The organism is Mycobacterium sp. SMC-17 (genome assembly GCF_045310915.1).
In the GTDB taxonomy this organism is placed as follows: domain Bacteria; phylum Actinomycetota; class Actinomycetes; order Mycobacteriales; family Mycobacteriaceae; genus Mycobacterium.
The window spans coordinates 145,695-164,251 of the sequence record NZ_JBJIAK010000005.1 but is presented as its reverse complement, the minus strand read 5'-3'; the positions used below and the strand labels follow the sequence as shown (position 1 = coordinate 164,251).

Sequence of the window (18,557 nt, the reverse complement as noted above, 5' to 3'; positions counted from 1 at the left end):
AGGGCAGTCTAGGGCAACGGGTTTGGCGGATGCACATTTGCCCGGCGTGTCCTGGCGCTCGGCTCGTCGGTGTCGCCGGCCGAGGTGCTGATCAGGCGCGTCACCGCGTCGCAGACGATGGCCTTGCGCTGGGCATGGTCGTCGATGCCGATCACGGCGAGCAGCGTGGGGCTGAGGTTGTGCCACATCGACGCGATGGTGAGCACCAGGGTGAACAGCACCGGCGCGGGCAGCTCACCCGTGAGCTTGCCGTCGGCCTGGGCGGCGGCGATGGACGCGATCTGTTCGTGCATCGTCTCGCCGGGAAACCCCGCGGCGGTGTCGTCGGCTCGCTCCAGCCGGTGCCAGGAGATCAGCCGGCCGACTTCGGGCTGGCCGGCATAGACATCGATCAGATGGGCGGCGTACGCGGGCAGGTCGTCGGCGACCACCGGGCTGTCGGCGAAGAACTTCTGCGTCATCGCGGCCCAGACGGCGTCGAACAGCTGATCTTTGCTGCCGAAGTAGTGATAGATCTGCGCCTTGTTGGCGCCGGCGTTGGCGGCGATGCGATCAACCCGCGCTCCGGCGATGCCGTACTGGGCGAATTCGGTGGTCGCCGCGCAGAGCAGCCGCGCGCGCGTGGCGTCGGAATCTCGCGGGTGGCCCATTCCGGAGATTTTAGCTGCCGGGTCGGCGTTTGCTAACTAACTAATTAGTTGACAGTGAGGTGAGGCCTGCCTAACGTTCGGCATCGGGTGGGACGTGGATCACAGGAGGTGGTGTGGTCGCTGAGCCCTGTCCGGAACGGTTGGCCGCGCCGCCCCCGGAACTCGTCGGTCGCGGCGAACAACTTTCGCGGTTGATGGCCGCGATCAGCGACACCCCGCGCGGGCGCACCGTGGTGGTGTCCGGTGCCGCCGGGTCCGGCAAGACCGCACTGCTCGACGTCGCCTGCCGGCACGCATGTGAGCTCGGGTTCCGGGTGCTGTCGATCGCCGGAACGCCGGGTGAAGCCGATACCCCGTTCGCCGGCGTCCACCAGCTCGTGCACGCCCTGGGCTGCTGGGGCGACGAGGCGCGGCAGTACCAGCGCGTCATCGACGAGGCGCTGCGGTCGCCCAGCGGGGAGCAACTCGAGACCGTCCGGGTCGCCATGGCGCTGCTCGGCCTCCTGGACGCGGTGGAGAAACGGCAGTCGGTCCTGGTCTGCATCGACGACGGGCAGTGGCTCGACGCCCCGTCGCGCACGGCGATGATATTCGCGGCCCGTCGCAGCGCAGGGCGGTCGTTGACCGTCGTGCTGGCGATCCCGGCCACGGCCGGAAAGATCCTCAGCGGGGACGGCCGCGCCGTCGAGATCGAACTTTCGCCGCTCGAGCGCGGTGACGCTGCCGTGCTGCTCGACCGGCAGCCATCGGTACCGCGGGGCTTGCGCCGCGAGCAGGTGCTGACGGCCGCCGCGGGCAACCCCGCGGCCGTCATCGCCTTCGCCGAGACCGCCGCGGCCGCTGACCTCACGGTGGGCCCCGCCGCCGAGCCCCTGGCGCTGCCCGCCGCGAGCCTCGGTTTCTACAGCCGCCGCCTTGCACTGCTGCCCGGAACGACGCGGGCCGCGCTGCTCGTGCTCGCGGCGGCCTCCGACCACGATCTGCGGCATCTGATGCCCGCGGCACTGGCGGACCCCGAGGTCCTCGCCCCGGCCGAGATCGCCGGGATCGTCCGGGTCGAGCCCGGCGGCGTGCGGTTCCTCGATCCGCTGCTGCGGTCCGCGGCGTATCACCGGGCCCCGGCGGCAGCCCGCTCGGCGGCACATCTCAGGCTCGCCGATGCCCTGGCCGCGCTACCGCACCGGCAGGTCTGGCATCGCGCGCAAGCGGCGCTCAAGCCCGACGATGCGCTGGCCGCGCAGCTGGCCGACACCTGCGACGAGGTGCTGCGCCGGGATGGCTACCTGGCCGCCGCCGTGACCATGCAGCGCGCGGCGATGCTGACCACCGATATCGGCGAACATGCCCGGCATCTGGTGCGCGCCGCGCCCCTGGCCCGCAACGCCGGCGACCCGCACTGGGCCGCGGCGCTGAGCCGGTGTGCGCTCGACGGCGTCGATGACGTCATCTCCCGGGTGCGCGCCCACACCGAGTTGGGATCGGCGCGCTGCTGGGATGCCGACAACCAGCGGGTGCTGGACCTGCTGCTCGAGTCGGCCGGCCTGGCGATCGACGTCGCTCCGGCGGTCGCCTGGGAGTCGTTGCGGGTGGCCGCGACAGTCACCTTCATCGCCGACGACGCCGCGGGGCGGTGTGGTGTCACCCGCCTGCTGCGGCAGTTGGAGGACACCGCGCCACCCCGGAACGTGCCCGCCCTCGCCGACCGGCTCTGGATCCGTACCGCCACCGATCTGCACCGGGCCCATCTGATGTCGCCGGAGATCGTCGCGCTGTCCGGCCGGGTCGGCGACGCCGTCGGGCTCACCGCGGTCGGGGCGGCGGCCTGGCTTGCCGGCGAACCTGACGTGGCGGTGCGCTGCCTGCGCGGCGCGCACACCGGGGCGCTGGCGCCGCGCTTCGGTGGCTTGGCCTCGACCGCCCTGTCCTGGGCCTTCGTCGAATCGGGCCGCTGGGATGAGGCCGTCGATGCGGCGACCACCATGAGTTCTTCGGCGGCCGTCGCCGGCGTTCCGGTCGTCGCGCGGATCGCGGATCTGGTGATCGCCACCGTGGCGGCCCGGCGCGGGCAGATCGCCACCGGCCGTGCGCGCCTCAAGTCGGCCGCGGCGTTGGCAGATTTCCGGGACCGGCCCGCGCTGGCGGCGTGGATGCACCACGTCGCGGGTTCGATCGCCCTGGCCGAGAACCAGGACACGACCGCCCACGCCGAACTGGCGGAGCTGTTCGACGAGTCCGGATTGCCGCTGCACGCGTATGCGTCGTATCTGGCGTTGGCGGATTACGCCGAGGCCGCGGTGCTGACGGGCCGCATCGATCGGGCCCGCGAACAACTGACCCGGATCGTGAGTCATCTCCCCAGATCCGTGTCACCGCGGTTGACCCAGCTGGTCGCGCATGCGGACGCCGTCCTCAATCCAGAGACCGCCGGGGCGCGCTATGTCGAGGCGCTCGCCGATCCGGCAGGCAACCGGTGGCCGTTCGAGCGGGCGCGGCTGCGCATCAGTTACGCCGGATGGCTGCGCCGGCACCGACGGCGCCGGGACTGCCAGCACCAATTGGCCGCGGCCCTGACCGTCATGCAGGACCTCGGCGCGGCGCCGTGGGTCGACCTGTGCACCCGTGAGCTGCGGGCTGCCGGGGTGCGTCCGCATTCGTCGTCGGTGCAGACCGGCACGTTGAGCTCGCAGGAACACAACGTCGTCTACCTCGTCAGCGAGGGGTACACCAACCCGCAGATCGCGAGCATCTTGAACCTGTCGGTGCGAACGGTGTCCAACCACCTGTATCGGTCGTTCCCCAAGCTCGGTGTCACCAGCCGCCATCAGATTCATGATGTGGCGCGCCCAGCCGGCTGGACGAGCGACCGTCCCTGAGGTCCGCAAACGGAAAGTCGGCGGCGACGGAAAATCCGCCGCCGCCGACCGGTCTCACGCGTCAGGCCGCGCTGTGCGACTTCGACTTGCTTTTCGAGCCGGTGTGCGAGCCCTTGTCACTGCCACCCTTGGTGCTGCCGCCCTTGGCGCCCGAGTCCGATCCCGACGCCGAACCCGAAGAGCTCGACGACGAACCCGTGCCGGCGCCGGCGCTCGAACCGGAGTCGGAGCCCGCCTTGCCCTGATGGCCCTTGCGGCCGGGGGTGGTCGTCTTGGTGCCATCGCTGCCCGAGGACGACGACGAGGAGGACGAGGACGAGCCCGAGCTGCTGGAGCTGGAGCTGGAACCCGTCTTGGTGTCGCCGGTCTTGGTGTCACCCGTCTTGCTGTCACCGGTCTTGCTGTCACCGGGCTTGGTGCCACCGGCCGACGCCGAGTCCGTGGCCTTGCCGTCGGTGCCGGTGGTCTCGCCGGCCTTGGTCTCACCGGCCTTGGTCGTGCCCTCGGTCGCCGGACCGGTCGACTCGCTCGTCGAGCCGGTCGCCTTGACCTTGTCGGTGCTCGCGGTGTCGGTCGCGCCGGCCTTCGTCGCCGCGGCGGTGCTCAGCGTCACCGTCGTGGCGGTGGTGGAGGGCACGGCGGCGATATCGGAGACGGCCTTGGTGGTGGTCGTTGCGGCAGCCGCAGCCGGCTTGGCGGGGGTGATGTCGTTGAGGATCGACTTCACGACGGCGACGATGGCCTGCACCGTACCGGCGATCGTGGTGCCGCCGGGGACGGTTGCCCCGCCGCCGAACAGGCCGCCGCCGTAGATGTTGAAGCCGGGGATGTTGAGTCCCAGCAGCGCACCGAGGTTGGGGCCGTAGCCACCGTTGAGCAGGCCGTCGATGACGGTGGCGGGCGCCTGGATGACGGCGGTCGCCAGCTTGCCGAGGTCGCCGGCCTTCATCGCGTTGATGACGTTCTGCGTGGCGGTCCCCATGGCGCCCAGGGTGCTGGCGACCGGTCCGATGAGGCCGACGCCGAGCTCGAGCATGATGTTCGGCAGATCGTTGGCGATGTTGATGACGCTCTGCAGCGGCTGCGAAATCAGGTTGCCGAGGGCCTTCGGCAGGGGCCCGATCGGGTTGATCGCGGCGAAGATGGGCAGCACGATCGCCAGCTGGAGGTTGTTGAGCGCGCCCTCGACGTTGGCCTTGCCGAGGTCGCTGAACGCGGCCCCGAGGTAGCCGGGCACCTCTTTGGTCAGCGCCGTGACCACGGCCTTGCCGCTCTCGCCGAGCGCGTTGACCAGACCGGTCATGGTGCCGACCTGGTTGGTCAGAATCTGACGCAGGATCGGGAAAAGCCCCAGGTCCAGGTAGGACTTGACGTCGGCCTGCAGGTTGCCGGCGGCGGTCTTCAGAACCTGGCCGTACAGGTCGAACGGACTGCTGGTCAGGTTGACGGCGGCAGTCGACACCGCGTGACTGATCGACGGGAGCGACGGCATGTGGGCCAGTGGTTGGACGGGAGTGACTGCGATGGCTCCCGCTGTCAGCAGGGTGGCTCCGGAAAGGACGGACGATCGAACGGCGGCGTGCAAGATGGGTTTCCTCTCATTCGCTGCGGCCGGATGGTGGCGGCAGCGTCTACCTGACTTTTCCGTCGGTTCGATCACGGATCGAACAAATATTGACGGCAACGCACATCATGGGATGTTTGTGTTACTGGCCGGTAGAGACAAATGACTCAATGTGCACGGCTCGAGAGAACGCCGGTCCGAGGCCCGGCCGCCGGGCGTTATTCCACGAAGAAGTTGTCGTGCTTGATGAACCACTCGCGACGTTCGTCGTCCGTCATGTCGGCGAGTTGGCCGAACCCCTCGAAATAGGCCTCGCGGGGTGCACCCGGGGCGAACAGCATCAGAACCGATGCGGGCTCGTCGGCCTCGTTGCGGAAACCGTGGATGCCACCCGGCGGGACATAGAGGAAGTCGTTGGGGCCGGCCCGCACCCAGTCGGTGCCGTCGTACAGCGTCATGGTGCCGGACAGCACGAAGAACGCCTCGGACATGGCGCGGTGGAAATGCGGGCCCGGGCCACCGCCGCGCGGCGCGATGTCGACGCGGTACAGGCCGTAGTCGCCCGCGGTCTTCTTCTGGTTCGCGAGGTAGTGGTACTGGATCACGCCGTGTGAGTCGTAATCGGGCGGCTCGTCACCGCGCCGCAGCGTGGCACTGACTTCTGGCTGAGCGGATGTGTACCGGGCCGGGGGATAAGGCGGTACTACCAACGACATGATCGACTCCTGGTGGCCATCGAGCGTCCGGCTCCTCGACTCTCACCATAGGACGGCCCGTCGTTCACGCGGTTCGGGGCGAACTCACAGGCTGCGGACACGCGTTGTTCAGAGTCCCGGCCTAGCGTCCGTGCGGTGATAACCAGACGCGTCTTCCTGGCTGCTGGGGCCGCAGCTGCCGGTTCGCTGGCGCTGGCCGCGCCGAGCGTCGCCGCGCAGGATCCGAGCGCCGTCGCCGGCCAGTACACGCGCCGGGTGCCGACGCAATGGGGGATGGCGCTGCCCGGGATCGTCACGTCGATGCCGGCCCGCGGGCGCCAGCTCGCGCTGACGTTCGACGCCTGCCGCGGCGGAGTCGACGACGCGCTGCTCGACACGTTGCAGCGCAACAACGTGCCCGCGGTGCTCTTCTTCAATTCCCGGTGGATCGACCAGCACCCCGACCGCGCCGCACAGCTGGCCGCCAACCCGCTGTTCGAGATCGGCAACCACGGCACCCGTCATGTGCCGCTGTCGGTGACCGGCCGGGCCGCCTACGGCATCGCCGGCACGCGGTCGGCCGCCGAGGTCGTCGACGAGGTGTGGGGCAACCAGCTGAAGCTCACCGCACTGACCGGCCGGGCACCCACCTGGTTCCGGCCCGGCACCGCGCACTACGACGACGTCGCCGTGCAGATCGTGCGCGACCTGGGGCTGCAGCCGCTCGGGTTCAGCGTCAACGGTGATTGCGGCGCCACCTTGCCCGCGGGCCGGGTGCGCGCGAATGTCGTTGGAGCGCAGCCCGGTTCCATCGTCATCTCCCACATGAACCACCCGGGGTCGGGTACCGCGGCCGGCTACGCCGGGGCCATCGCCGATATGCGGGCGGCCGGGTGGGAGTTCGTGCGGCCCGCCTAGCATCGGTGCGGTGGAGAAGTTTGACGAGGGCATGCGCGCCGCGCGGCTTCTGGATGCTCAGGACAAAGCGGCGGAACTGTTCGCCGCCATCGAAGAACGCGGGCTGATCCGGCCGGGCGTCGGCGAGCGTCAGGTGACCGACGAGATCCGTGATCTGGCGGCCGAAATCCTCGGCGTCACCCGGCACTGGCACAAGCGGATCGTCCATGGCGGCGAGAACACGCTCGCGACCGCGCGGGACAATCCGCCCGACCGGGTGATCACCGACGACGACATCGTGTTCGTCGACCTCGGCCCGCTCTTCGAAGAGTGGGAAGCCGACTTCGGCCGTACCTTTGTGCTCGGTGACGATCCACGAAAGTTGGCCTTGCGCAACGACTTACCGAAGGTGTGGGAAGCGGCGCGGGCGCACTTCGAGTCGACCCCGGACATCACCGGCGCGCAGTTGTTCGACCACGTCGTCGGGTTGAGTCGCGCTGCCGGCTGGGAGTTCGGTGGCGCGATCGCCGGACACCTCGTCGGGGAGTTTCCACACGAGAAGATCCGTGGCCACGAGATCGACTCCTATGTGGCGCCCGGCTCGGACCTGCCGATGCGGCGACTGGATTCCCAAGGGCGGCAATGTCATTGGATTCTCGAAGTGCATCTCGTCGAACCGGGCCGACGGTTCGGCGGGTTCCAGGAGGAGTTGTTGGACCTGCGCAGGTGACGGCACGGGCCGTCCTGAACAGACGAATGCGGTTTGGCGCCGACCGGCGCCACACCGCATTCGTCATTCGTGGCTAGATCAGGACTCCGGAGCCGCCGGCCGGGTTGCCGGTGCCGCCGGAACCACTGGCGCCGCCGGCGCCCGTGGCGCCGTCGGTGCCGTCGTGCGTGCCGTGGCCGCCGTTGGCGCCGCCCGAACCGCCCGCGCCGCCCGCACCACCAGCGGGACCGTTGCCGCCGGCGCCGGTTATCGAACCGGTGCCGCCGTTACCGCCATTGCCACTGGTACCACCGGTGCCGCCGGCTCCGCCATTGCCACCGTTGCCCCACTGGGTGATGTTGTCGTTGTAGCCATTGCCGCCGTCGCCACCGGTGCCACCGGCACCGCCGACGCCACCGTTACCGCCGACACCACCGACGTTGTCGCCAGAGGAGCCGCCATTACCGCCGGCGCCTGCGGCGCCGCCGTGGCCACCGACGCCGCCGGTGGCACCGGCGTTGCCGTTGATGAACGGAATGCCGTTCGCGCCGTCCTGGCCGTCGCCGCCGATACCACCATTGCCGCCGACGCCACCATTGCCGCCGGCTCCGTCGATGCCGTTCGCGGAGAATCCGCCGGCACCACCGTTGCCACCGGCGCCGCCGGCGCCACCCGTGCCTCCGAAGCCACCGCCGCCGCTGATACCGGCCGCGTTGTTGGAGCCGAAAGCCGGAAGGCCGCCGACGCCGCCGTTTCCGCCGGTGCCACCGGTGCCGCCGACACCGCCCGCGCCGCCGACGCCCGAGACCGTGCCGCCCGCGCCGCCGACGCCACCGTTACCGCCGGCACCACCGCTGGTGCCGGACAGGCCGGTGGCTCCCAGCGATGCCCCGATGGTCCCGTCGGCGCCGTTGCCACCGGTACCGCCGGCGCCACCCGCGCCGCCGTTGCCGGTCAGGCCGCCCGCACCGCCGGCGCCGCCGTCGCCACCACGGCCCGCGGTGCCCAGGATCGTGAGGGCGTCGAAGCCGTTGCCGCCCTTGCCTCCGTCCCCGCCGTTACCGCCCACACCGTTGGCGGCCTGGCTGACGCCGGCGCCGTTGAAACCACCGGCCCCGGCGTTGCCCGCGGCGCCACCGGCACCGCCCGTGCCGCCGTTGCGCTGGATCGACGAAATGCCGTCCGACCCGGCGCCACCGGTGCCGCCGTTTCCGGCTGCGCCGCCCTTGCCGCCGTTGCCGACGGTGCCGTGGGCGGCCGCGCCGCCCTTGCCGCCGGCGCCGCCGTTACCGCCCACACCACCGGAACCACCGGTGTTGCCGCCGAGCACGCCCGAGCCGCCGCTGCCGCCATTACCGCCCTTGCCGCCGACACCGCCGGTGCCGCCGTTACCGGCGTTGGTGCCGCCGGCGCCACCGATGCCACCGGCACCGCCGTGGCCGCCGTTGGGGCCGTTCTCGCCAAGTGCGGCAAGACCATTGGCGCCGTTGCCACCGATGCCACCGGCACCGCCGTTGCCACCGTTGCCGTTGGATCCGCCGGAACCACCGTTACCGCCGGCGCCGCCGTTACCGGCCACGCCGACTGCGGTGATGGTGTTGAACCCGTTGCCGCCCTTACCGCCGTTGCCACCGTTGCCGCCCGCCCCACTGGCGGCCTGGTTGACGCCCGCGCCGTTGAAGCCGCCGGCGCCCGAGGTGCCGGCATTGCCGCCATCACCGCCCTTGCCGCCGTCGGGGATCAGCGAGGAACTGCCGTCGGAGCCGTTGCCGCCGTCGCTGCCGTTTCCGGCTGCGCCGCCCTTGCCACCGCTACCGACGGTGCCGTGGGCGGCCGCGCCGCCCTTGCCGCCGACGCCGCCGTTACCGCCGTTGCCGCCCTTGCCGCCGCCGAGGGCTCCGCCACCGAGGACGCCCGAGCCGCCGCTACCGCCATTGCCACCCGCACCGCCGGTTCCGCCGGTGCCGCCGTTACCGGCGTTCGTGCCGCCCGCGCCACCGATGCCACCGGCGCCGCCGTGGCCGCCGTTGGGGCCGTTCTCGCCAAGTGCGGCAAGACCATCGGCGCCGCTACCGCCGATACCACCAGCGCCGCCGTTACCGCCGTTGCCGTTGGATCCGCCGGAACCACCGTTACCGCCGGCGCCACCGTTACCGGCCACGCCGATCGCGGTGATGGTGTTGAACCCGTTGCCGCCCTTACCGCCGTTGCCGCCGTTGCCGCCCACGCCATTCGCGGCCTGGCTGACACCTGCGCCGTTGAAGCCGCCGACGCCCGAGGTGCCGGCGTTGCCACCGTTGCCGCCCTTGCCGCCGTCGGGGATCAGCGACGAGCTGCCGTCGGAGCCGTTGCCACCGTTGCCGCCGTTTCCGGCTGCGCCGCCGGTGCCGCCGGCCCCGACGGTGCCATGAGCTGCCGCGCCGCCCTTGCCGCCACCGCCGCCGTTGCCACCGCTGCCGCCGTTGCCGCCGCCGCCGAGGGCTCCGCCACCGAGGACACCCGAGCCGCCGCTGCCGCCGTTGCCTGCGTCGCCACCGGCACCGCCCTTGCCGCCGTTGCCGGACTGGGTACCGCCCGCGCCACCGTTGCCGCCGACGCCGCCGTGGCCGCCGTTGGGGCCGTTCTCGCCAAGTGCGGCAAGGCCATTGGCGCCGTTACCACCGGTGCCGCCCGCTCCGCCGTTACCGCCGTTGCCCGCCGTACCACCCGAGCCGCCGTTGCCGCCGGCGCCGCCATTGCCCGCGACGCCGATCGCGGTGATGGTGTCGAATCCGTTGCCGCCCTTACCGCCGTTGCCGCCGGTCGCGCTGGCGTTGCCGGTCGCGGCCTGCTTCTTGCCGCTGCCGTTGAAGCCGCCGGCGCCTGCGGTACCGGCGTTGCCGCCGTCACCGCCCTTGCCGCCGTCCGGGATCAGTGACGAGCTGCCGTCGGAGCCGTTGCCGCCGTTGCCGCCGTATCCGGCCGCGCCGCCGGTGCCGCCGGCGCCGACCGTACCGATCAACCCGACCTTCTGGCCGCCCTTGCCGCCGACACCGCCGTTGCCACCGTTGCCGCCGTTTCCGCCGCCGCCGAGGGCTCCGCCACCGAGGACACCCGAGCCACCGTTACCGCCATTGCCGGCCTTGCCGCCGGCGCCACCGCGTCCGCCGATGCCGAAGATGTGGCCGCCATTGCCCCCGATGCCGCCGTTGGCGCCGGTCTGACCGTTGCCGCCGTTCTGGCCCAGCGCGGCAAGGCCATCGGCGCCGTTGGCACCGTCGCCGCCCTTGCCGCCGGCGCCGCCATGACCGATCCCGCCGGCGTTGCCGCCGTTACCGCCGTTCGTCGGCGTGAAGATGCCGAAGCCCGAGTAGCCGGCGCCGCCCGCGCCGCCGTTGCCGAAGCCGCGGGCGTTGCCGCCATTACCGCCGGTGACACCGGGAAGGCCGCTCGAGTAACCCTTGCCACCGTCACCGAACCACAGACCGCCGTTGCCGCCGTTGGGGTTGATCACGTTGCCGTTGGCGCCGTTGCCGATCAGGTACTGGCCGGCCAACAGGTTGATGCCGGTGTCGACCACGAAGCCGATGGGGCTGTTGATCCAGGCCTGCACGCCGAAGTGCACGTTCTGGTAAATCCAGTTGGCGACGATCACCGTCGGGTCGACGAACGTGGGCAGCGCCAGCGGGCCGATCGCGGCCAGCGGGTTGACGGCAGCCAGGGGGTTGACCGCGGCCTCAGGTACGGGCGCAGCCGTGGGGTTGGCCGCCGCGAGCGGGTTGACCGCGCTCAGCGGCTTGGCCGCGGTCGGCGGGGCCGTGGCGGACACGGCAGCCGAGGCTGCCGGGTGCAGGCGCTTGTTGGCGACGACGCCGTACTCCACCTGGCGACGCACCCAGGCCATCACGGCCCAGACGCCGGGCATCTGGTCGGGATGGGTCGGTGCGTCGGGAGCCAGCATGGTGCCCAGGCCGACGGCGGACAGCAGGCCGGTGATCGGGTTGAACGGCCTGCTCGTGGGGGCGGTCATGACCGCCCCGGTACCCGGGGAGGCCGCGCCCGACGAGGTGGACGGGCCACTCGGAACCGTCGGGGTCGTGGCGCCGGCCGGGCTGGTCGTGGGGTTCGGTGCCGTCGGCTTGGTGCCGGGTGCGGTGGCCTTGCGTCCGCCGGCAGTGCCGTCGGTGGACACCCCGGCAGTTGACTGCGGGCCCCGTGCGGGGCGAGTACCGGGGGTACCGGCGTTGGAGCTACCGGTCGAGGCGCTCGAGGTGCCGTCAGGGGTGCTGGCGTGCTTGGGCTTGTTGCCCGGGGTGGGCTTTACCTTGGGGCCCTTCGCCAGATCGTTGAGCGCCTTTCTGGCTTCGTCGGCGTACTGGCGCATCCGGTCCTGCGCCTGTTGACGCGGGGTGCGCGGGGTGCCGCTCGTGGAACCGGGCGAAGAGGTGTCACCGGGCTCGGTCGACGGCGTCGGCTTCGTGGACGGCTTCGTCGGCTTGGGCTTGCTCGGGTTCTTGGTCTTGCTGTCCGTGGTCTTGGTGGCGCCGGAGTTGCCCGACTTGGAGCCGCTGTCGCCGGTGGAGCTCTCGGTGTTGACGAGCCGGATGTCCGCGGTCACCGACTGCATAGTCGGAGAATCGGGTCCCAATAGCAGCATCACACCGGCGCTGGCGAATGCCGCACTGGTCAAGCCCGCAGCCGCGAGCGGCCCGGCCGCACTCCACCAGCTGTTCGTCCCCACTGCCCTGTGCTTGCCCACGATCCTCCTCGTGCGTCGGGTGTGAGAAACACCACCCCCGTCAATAAACGTGGGGAGACTAACACCCGTAATCGCAAGCTGTGAACATCTTGAGGAAAGTGAGCGGCCGTTCGTATCGCGGACCGCCGGTACCGGCACCGTTTCGGAAAAGGCGTTCTCACCTGCGGAAAGTCGGCTGCCGTGCATATTTTGAAAATATTCGGGCCCTGGGGTTACGGGTCTGCGCTCCGACGGCCGGGTCGCCGGGCGGCGTAAGCGTCTTAAATATGTTAGAACACGTTCATTTCTGTAGTGCACAACCGATTTGGCATCTTCGGGCAGGTGCGGGCCCTGAGTGGCGGTGCCGGCCGGGTGTATCCGGGCTGTCGCGGTGGCGTGTTTCAGGATTGGTGAAGGGTCCATCGGATCGGTGTGGATGAAGGCCCGTCCGTGACACTGTCAGCAAATGAAGATGCGCGACGGCGACGTTACGCAATTTCTCAATGACGTAAATACGTTGCTCGGGCGGTAATTTGCCATACTCGTTGTATTTGCGGCGATCGTGGGCTGGAACCGACGATGATTCTGTTGAAAATCAATTCACCCGGTAAATATAGGTGACCTGTGACGTGTGTGAATATCGCTGGTAATTAATCACTTTGGCACATTTTCGACGCTCGGCCGCTGCATTGCGACATATCTTGTGAACCTGTGACAGGTCGCGCTCTCGCATACGCGTAATCGAGTAGCGATATTTGCCAAATTGCTTCGCATTCGCCCGGCTGCTGTCTACTCTCTATCTATCCATATTCGGGCTAGCGAAGGAGAAGTCATGTCGATGATCCGTTCAACCGTCCTCGTGGGAGCGGCAGTGGCCAGTGCCGGTGCCATCGCGCTGCTCGGCGCCGGCGCGGCGTCCGCCGACTCCGGCATCAACCTCGGACCCGGCAGCAACGACGGTGTGCTCAACGGCGGCTCCAATAACACCGGCGTCCTCAACTTCGGTTTCGGAAACAAGGGCATCCTGAACCTCGGCAATGGCAACACCGGCGTCGCCAACATGGGCAACCTGAACACCGGCATCGTCAACATCGGTAACGGGAGCGGCGGCGTCGTCACCGTCGGCGACGGGCGCAACGGGCTGCTGAACATCGGCTACTGAGGCGCTTCGAAGCCGAGACAGTCCTGTGGGTTGTGCGAAACCTCCTGTCGCACAACCCACAGGACTTCTTTTTGCTCACACCGGGAACGTGACGCCGGTCAGTTCTTCGGAGACCGCCCACAGCCGCTGCTGCAGCTCGGTGTCATGGGACTGGTCGCTCGAGCCGACGACCTTCGGGTGCCCGGTCTGCTGGAACCGTCCGTCGGGTCCGTAATACTGGCCGCCGAATGCGGCGGGGTCGGTGGCGGCGCGCAGAGTGGGCAGGGCGCCCATCGCGGCACTTTGGAACAGCCGGTCGACGACGGGTGCCAGGACGGCGGGCGGCACCGGCACGTGCCGCGCCAGTTCGGTGTTCGACCCGCCCGGGTGTGCCGCGAGGGCGACGGTCTCGGCGCCCGTCAGCCGGCGCTGCAGTTCATACGTGAACAGCAGGTTGGCGAGCTTGGACTGCCCGTAGGCCTCCACCCGGTTGTAGCGGCGTTCCCATTGCAGGTCGTCGAAGTGGATGGCGGCGCGAATCCGGTGGCCCAGGCTGCTGACCGTCACGACGCGTGAGCCGGGCACCGTCAGCAGCTGGTCGAGCAGGAGTCCGGTCAATGCGAAGTGTCCCAGGTGGTTGGTGCCGAACTGCATCTCGAACCCGTCGGCGGTGGTCTGCTTCGGCGTCCACATCACGCCGGCGTTGTTGATCAGCAGGTCGATCGCCGGGTATTCGGACTTCAGCTGTTCGGCGGTTTCGCGAACCGACTGCAACGAGCTGAGGTCGAGTTCCTGAAGGGCGACGTCGGCGTCGGGCGTGGCCTGCCGGATGCGGTCGACGGCGTCCTTGCCCTTGTCGAGATTGCGGACGGCGAGCACGACGTGTGCGTTCTTGGCGGCGAGCGCTGCTGCGGTCTCGTAGCCGAGGCCGGTGTTCGCGCCGGTGATGACGGCGGTGCGTCCGGTCTGGTCGGGGATGTTGGCGGTGGTCCACTTGGTCATGACGGTTCCTCGGTAGCCTGGGCCTTATCCGGGGCGAGCGCCCCGGATGCTTCACTTATCCGGAACGGTCGCCCCGTTTAATTTGTTCCCGGGAGCATGATGATCTGCGAACCGAAGAGGCCACTGCGGGCCGACGCGGCCCGGAACCGCGCTCGCGTGCTGGAAGTCGCCTATCAAACCTTCGCCGATGAGGGGCTTTCCGTGCCCATCGACGAGATCGCCCGGCGGGCCGGCGTCGGCGCCGGCACCGTCTACCGGCACTTCCCGACCAAGGACGATCTCTACCGCGCGGTGATCGAGGATCGGCTGGAAACGGTCATGGGTGCCGGCCGGGCGTGTCTGGCGTCGGACGCGCCGGGCGACGCGCTGTTCGACTTCCTGCGGTCGATGGTTCGGTGGGGCGAAACCGACCAGGGCCTGGTCGACGCACTCGCCGGCCTCGGGATCGACGTCCACGCCCTGGTGCCCGATGTCGAAGAGGAATTCCTGGCGCTGCTGGGTGAACTGCTGGCCGCCGCCCAGGGCGCCGGTGCGGTTCGGGCGGACGTCACGGCGTCGGATGTGAAGACGCTGCTCGTGGCGGCGAACGCCGCGCAGCGGTACAGCGCCGACGCCGCTGACCGCGTCGTCGAATTGATGATGGACGGGCTGCGGCCACGTCAGTAGCGTCGGCCGTATGAAGTTCGGGATCTCGACCTTCGTCGATGACGACAGTATTGATCCGGTTTCGCTGGCCCGCGCGATCGAAGAGCGCGGCTTCGCGTCGCTCATCGTCGCCGAGCACAGTCACATTCCCGCGAGCCGTGAGTCGCCGTATCCGAACGGTGGGGAGCTGCCGCCCTGGTACTACAACACGCTCGACCCGTTCGTGACGCTTGCCGCCGCGGCGGCGGTGACGTCGACCATCGAGCTGTTCACCGGCATCGCCCTGCTCATCCAGCGGGATCCGATCCACACGGCCAAGGAGGCCGCCAGCATCGATCTCATCTCCGGTGGCCGGTTCATCTTCGGCGTCGGTGCCGGCTGGAATCTGGAGGAGATGCGGGACCACGGCACCGATCCGAAAACCCGGGGTGCCCGGCTGGACGAGAGCATCGAAGCGATCACGGCGCTGTGGACCACCGAGCCCGCCGAATATCACGGCAAATTCGTCAACTTCGATGCGTCGTACTGCCGGCCCAAGCCGGTCCGGAAACCGCATCCCCCCATCTATGTCGGCGGCAACTCCGATGCCACCGTCAAGCGGGTGCTGCGTCACCGGGCGGGCTGGATTTCGAATCCTTTCCCCAGGGACGTGCTGGCGGAACGAACGGCGCAGTTGCGCTCGGGCGCGGACTACGACGTGCCGCTCGCGATGTTCGGTACACCCCTGAAACCGGACTACTGGCGTACCGCTGAAGACCTCGGCTTCGGCCAGCTCGGGTTGTTCCTGCCGTCGGTCGGCAAGGACGAATCGCTGCGCCTGCTCGACGATTACGCGGCGCAGGTGGCGCAGTACCGGTCGGCGTCCTGATTTCCGGCCGCGAAGCGGTGCCTGCGCGGATGGCGAACAACCTTGCACTCGCCCTGCCTGAGTGCTAAAAAGACGTTGGCACTCTCGATAGGTGAGTGCTAGGTCAGGACAGTGAGGCCGGGGCCGCATCTGCGAGCACAGCCCAGGCCGTCCGTCGCGGGCGCTGCGCCTGACCAAAGACGTGCAATTCCCAACCGGAGGAATTACTTCGCAATGGCCAAGACAATTGCGTATGACGAAGAGGCCCGCCGTGGCCTCGAGCGGGGCCTGAACAGCCTCGCCGACGCCGTGAAGGTGACGCTGGGCCCCAAGGGTCGCAACGTCGTCCTGGAGAAGAAGTGGGGCGCCCCCACGATCACCAACGATGGTGTGTCCATCGCCAAGGAGATCGAGCTCGAGGACCCGTACGAGAAGATCGGCGCTGAGCTGGTCAAGGAAGTTGCCAAGAAGACGGACGACGTCGCTGGCGACGGCACCACCACCGCCACCGTGCTGGCCCAGGCCCTGGTTCGCGAAGGCCTGCGCAACGTCGCGGCCGGCGCCAACCCGCTCGGCCTGAAGCGCGGCATCGAGAAGGCCGTCGAGGCTGTCACCAAGGGCCTGCTGGCTTCCGCCAAGGAGGTCGAGACCAAGGAGCAGATCGCTGCCACCGCCGGTATCTCGGCCGGTGACCAGTCCATCGGTGACCTGATCGCCGAGGCCATGGACAAGGTCGGCAACGAGGGTGTCATCACCGTCGAGGAGAGCAACACCTTCGGCCTGCAGCTGGAGCTCACCGAGGGTATGCGCTTCGACAAGGGCTACATCTCGGGTTACTTCGTGACCGACGCCGAGCGTCAGGAAGCGGTCCTCGAGGACCCGTTCATCCTGCTGGTCAGCTCGAAGATCTCGACCGTCAAGGACCTGCTGCCGCTGCTGGAGAAGGTCATCCAGTCGGGCAAGCCGCTGCTGATCATCGCCGAGGACGTCGAGGGCGAAGCCCTGTCGACCCTGGTCGTCAACAAGATCCGCGGCACCTTCAAGTCCATCGCCGTCAAGGCCCCGGGCTTCGGTGACCGTCGCAAGGCGATGCTGCAGGACATGGCGATCCTCACCGGTGGCCAGGTCATCAGCGAAGAGGTCGGCCTGTCCCTCGAGACCGCCGACATCACCCTGCTGGGCAAGGCCCGCAAGGTCGTCGTGACCAAGGACGAGACCACCATCGTCGAGGGTGCCGGCGACGCCGAGGCCATCGCCGGCCGCGTGGCCCAGATCCGCAGCGAGATCGAGAACAGCGACTCCGACTACGACCGCGAGAAGCTGCAGGAGCGCCTGGCCAAGCTGGCCGGTGGCGTTGCAGTCATCAAGGCCGGCGCTGCCACCGAGGTGGAGCTCAAGGAGCGCAAGCACCGCATCGAGGACGCCGTTCGCAACGCGAAGGCCGCCGTCGAAGAGGGCATCGTCGCCGGTGGTGGCGTGGCCCTGCTGCAGTCGGCTCCGGCTCTCGACGAGCTGAAGCTCGAGGGTGACGAGGCCACCGGTGCCAACATCGTGCGTGTCGCCCTGTCGGCTCCGCTGAAGCAGATCGCCTTCAACGGTGGTCTGGAGCCGGGCGTCGTCGCCGAGAAGGTGTCGAACCTGCCCTCGGGTCACGGCCTGAACGCCGCGACCAACGTGTACGAGGACCTGCTGGCCGCCGGCGTTGCCGACCCGGTCAAGGTCACCCGCTCGGCGCTGCAGAACGCGGCGTCCATCGCGGCGCTGTTCCTCACCACCGAGGCCGTCGTCGCCGACAAGCCGGAGAAGGCCGCGGCTCCCGCCGGCGACCCGACCGGTGGCATGGGCGGTATGGACTTCTAAGTCCAGCTCTTACGGGAAGGCCCGGTCTCTTCGGAGGCCGGGCCTTTTCTTGTGTGACGCTGACAGCGCCGCCATGGTCGTATTTGCGATGGTGACGCTGTCAGCGTCACATTGCGATCGTGCCGTGATGTGCACCCCTGCGGACCACCGACAGAATGTCCTCCAGAATCAGATCCCAGCGGTAGACAACGTCCTCATGGGTCAGTCGCATGGCCAGGAACCCCAAGCCGACGGCCACCCTGTCCCTCGTCCGGTCGGGCTGATACTTGGACAGATGGTGCTCACGGCTGTCGGCTTCGATGATCAGTCGGTCGCCCACCAAAAGGTCGACGCGGCCCACTCCCGGAATGTCCACTTGGGTTTGTAGGTGGATCCCCAAGGCGCGCAAGCGTAATCGGATCATCGTCTCCGTGCCCGATTCGCTCTTCGGGTCCAATCGCTCGGCCAGGTTCAGATGCGCAAAGCGCGATGCCGACACAATGTCCCGCGCGTCGGCCATCTCGATCATTTGCTTGTTCAGCATCGAGTCCAGGACGACGATCAGCCCCTCAGTGTCCAGGCAGTGCGCCGCCGACGCGACGGCAATGTCGATCGGGTCGATGGCTCCGACGATGGGTGGATCGAGGCGGTACGGCCGGCAGGACCGAACTCTCGGGCGGGATTGGCGGGCCCGCCTCGAATACCGGACATGCAAACCAGAATCTGGCACCCAGACGCCGTAGTGGCGTAGCACAGAGACACAGCTCAAAATGCCACCGGCGGAGACCGCGCGGACGACCTGCGGGTTTGCGGAGGGGCCGGCATACCAGCCGCGCCGCACCGGCGGCCAGCCTGCTGGGCGCGGCATTCCCGCGGCGCGCAGTTGCGCCGCGGACACCACCCCGCCGTTCGCAGCCGCCAGTTGTTCTATTTCCCCCATCGCTCAATAGCAGCCGACAACGGTGGGCGGCGGTAGTA

13 protein-coding genes are annotated in these 18,557 nt (G+C 69.1%); 7 read left to right on the top strand and 6 right to left on the bottom strand.

Annotated features, from left to right (window positions below):
* Nucleotides 1-8: 8 nt before the first annotated feature.
* Nucleotides 9-650 carry a TetR family transcriptional regulator gene (locus tag ACJH7A_RS05650; RefSeq protein ID WP_318986628.1) on the bottom strand — a complete coding sequence of 214 codons (642 nt, stop codon included), beginning with the start codon at nucleotides 648-650 and terminating at the stop codon, nucleotides 9-11.
* Between the two features lie 113 nt (nucleotides 651-763).
* Here ACJH7A_RS05650 and ACJH7A_RS05645 point away from each other — a divergent pair, with 113 nt between their 5' ends.
* Nucleotides 764-3,523 (top strand): AAA family ATPase, encoded by a 2,760-nt coding sequence (locus ACJH7A_RS05645; RefSeq protein WP_406801538.1) that lies wholly within the window; start codon nucleotides 764-766, stop codon nucleotides 3,521-3,523.
* 61 nt (nucleotides 3,524-3,584) lie between these two features.
* Here the strand turns inward: ACJH7A_RS05645 and ACJH7A_RS05640 are convergent, their stop codons facing one another.
* Nucleotides 3,585-5,015 (bottom strand): hypothetical protein, encoded by a 1,431-nt coding sequence (locus ACJH7A_RS05640; RefSeq protein WP_406801537.1) that lies wholly within the window; start codon nucleotides 5,013-5,015, stop codon nucleotides 3,585-3,587.
* Between the two features lie 290 nt (nucleotides 5,016-5,305).
* Nucleotides 5,306-5,803, bottom strand: a complete 498-nt coding sequence (locus ACJH7A_RS05635; RefSeq protein WP_406801536.1) for a cupin domain-containing protein — start codon at nucleotides 5,801-5,803, stop codon at nucleotides 5,306-5,308.
* 135 nt (nucleotides 5,804-5,938) lie between these two features.
* Here ACJH7A_RS05635 and ACJH7A_RS05630 point away from each other — a divergent pair, with 135 nt between their 5' ends.
* Nucleotides 5,939-6,700: a polysaccharide deacetylase family protein gene (locus ACJH7A_RS05630; protein ID WP_406801535.1), complete on the top strand. Its 762-nt coding sequence runs from the start codon at nucleotides 5,939-5,941 to the stop codon at nucleotides 6,698-6,700.
* A 31-nt stretch (nucleotides 6,701-6,731) separates the two neighbouring features.
* Nucleotides 6,732-7,409, top strand: a complete 678-nt coding sequence (locus tag ACJH7A_RS05625) for a M24 family metallopeptidase (protein WP_318986667.1) — start codon at nucleotides 6,732-6,734, stop codon at nucleotides 7,407-7,409.
* Between the two features lie 73 nt (nucleotides 7,410-7,482).
* Here ACJH7A_RS05625 and ACJH7A_RS05620 read toward each other — a convergent pair whose 3' ends face one another.
* A complete protein-coding gene (locus ACJH7A_RS05620; RefSeq protein WP_406801534.1) occupies nucleotides 7,483-11,985 on the bottom strand; it encodes a PGRS repeat-containing protein in 4,503 nt (1,500 codons plus the stop codon).
* A gap of 952 nt (nucleotides 11,986-12,937) precedes the next feature.
* On the opposite strand from ACJH7A_RS05620, the gene ACJH7A_RS05615 reads away from it, so the two are divergent.
* Nucleotides 12,938-13,267, top strand: a complete 330-nt coding sequence (locus ACJH7A_RS05615) for a pentapeptide repeat-containing protein (RefSeq protein ID WP_406774302.1) — start codon at nucleotides 12,938-12,940, stop codon at nucleotides 13,265-13,267.
* Nucleotides 13,268-13,342: 75 nt separating this feature from the next.
* Here the strand turns inward: ACJH7A_RS05615 and ACJH7A_RS05610 are convergent, their stop codons facing one another.
* Entirely contained in the window at nucleotides 13,343-14,248 is a 906-nt protein-coding gene (locus ACJH7A_RS05610) for an SDR family NAD(P)-dependent oxidoreductase (RefSeq protein WP_318986622.1), read from the bottom strand.
* A gap of 102 nt (nucleotides 14,249-14,350) precedes the next feature.
* Here ACJH7A_RS05610 and ACJH7A_RS05605 point away from each other — a divergent pair, with 102 nt between their 5' ends.
* The 3 genes from ACJH7A_RS05605 (at nucleotide 14,351) to groL (ending at nucleotide 17,600) form a co-directional block, all read left to right on the top strand.
* Nucleotides 14,351-14,914: a TetR/AcrR family transcriptional regulator gene (locus ACJH7A_RS05605; protein ID WP_406801565.1), complete on the top strand. Its 564-nt coding sequence runs from the start codon at nucleotides 14,351-14,353 to the stop codon at nucleotides 14,912-14,914.
* Nucleotides 14,915-14,924: 10 nt separating this feature from the next.
* A complete protein-coding gene (locus tag ACJH7A_RS05600; RefSeq protein ID WP_406801533.1) occupies nucleotides 14,925-15,761 on the top strand; it encodes an LLM class F420-dependent oxidoreductase in 837 nt (278 codons plus the stop codon).
* Nucleotides 15,762-15,974: 213 nt separating this feature from the next.
* The gene (groL, locus tag ACJH7A_RS05595) at nucleotides 15,975-17,600 is read left to right on the top strand and encodes a chaperonin GroEL (RefSeq protein WP_020101134.1); all 1,626 of its coding nucleotides are present in this window, start codon (nucleotides 15,975-15,977) and stop codon (nucleotides 17,598-17,600) included.
* A gap of 106 nt (nucleotides 17,601-17,706) precedes the next feature.
* Here groL and ACJH7A_RS05590 read toward each other — a convergent pair whose 3' ends face one another.
* Nucleotides 17,707-18,519, bottom strand: coding sequence for an endonuclease domain-containing protein (locus ACJH7A_RS05590; RefSeq protein WP_406801532.1), 813 nt, complete (start codon nucleotides 18,517-18,519; stop codon nucleotides 17,707-17,709).
* Between the last annotated feature and the right edge of the window lie 38 nt (nucleotides 18,520-18,557).

What these genes read in the sequence shown, in the direction of transcription:
- ACJH7A_RS05615 (WP_406774302.1), top strand. Translation starts at nt 12,938, where the DNA reads ATGTCGATGATCCGTTCAACCGTCCTCGTGGGAGCGGCAGTGGCCAGT.
- ACJH7A_RS05640 (WP_406801537.1), bottom strand. Translation starts at nt 5,015, where the DNA reads ATGCCGTCGCTCCCGTCGATCAGTCACGCGGTGTCGACTGCCGCCGTC.
- ACJH7A_RS05590 (WP_406801532.1), bottom strand. Translation starts at nt 18,519, where the DNA reads ATGGGGGAAATAGAACAACTGGCGGCTGCGAACGGCGGGGTGGTGTCC.
- ACJH7A_RS05610 (WP_318986622.1), bottom strand. Translation starts at nt 14,248, where the DNA reads ATGACCAAGTGGACCACCGCCAACATCCCCGACCAGACCGGACGCACC.
- ACJH7A_RS05625 (WP_318986667.1), top strand. Translation starts at nt 6,732, where the DNA reads ATGCGCGCCGCGCGGCTTCTGGATGCTCAGGACAAAGCGGCGGAACTG.
- groL (WP_020101134.1), top strand. Translation starts at nt 15,975, where the DNA reads ATGGCCAAGACAATTGCGTATGACGAAGAGGCCCGCCGTGGCCTCGAG.
- ACJH7A_RS05650 (WP_318986628.1), bottom strand. Translation starts at nt 650, where the DNA reads ATGGGCCACCCGCGAGATTCCGACGCCACGCGCGCGCGGCTGCTCTGC.
- ACJH7A_RS05600 (WP_406801533.1), top strand. Translation starts at nt 14,925, where the DNA reads ATGAAGTTCGGGATCTCGACCTTCGTCGATGACGACAGTATTGATCCG.
- ACJH7A_RS05635 (WP_406801536.1), bottom strand. Translation starts at nt 5,803, where the DNA reads ATGTCGTTGGTAGTACCGCCTTATCCCCCGGCCCGGTACACATCCGCT.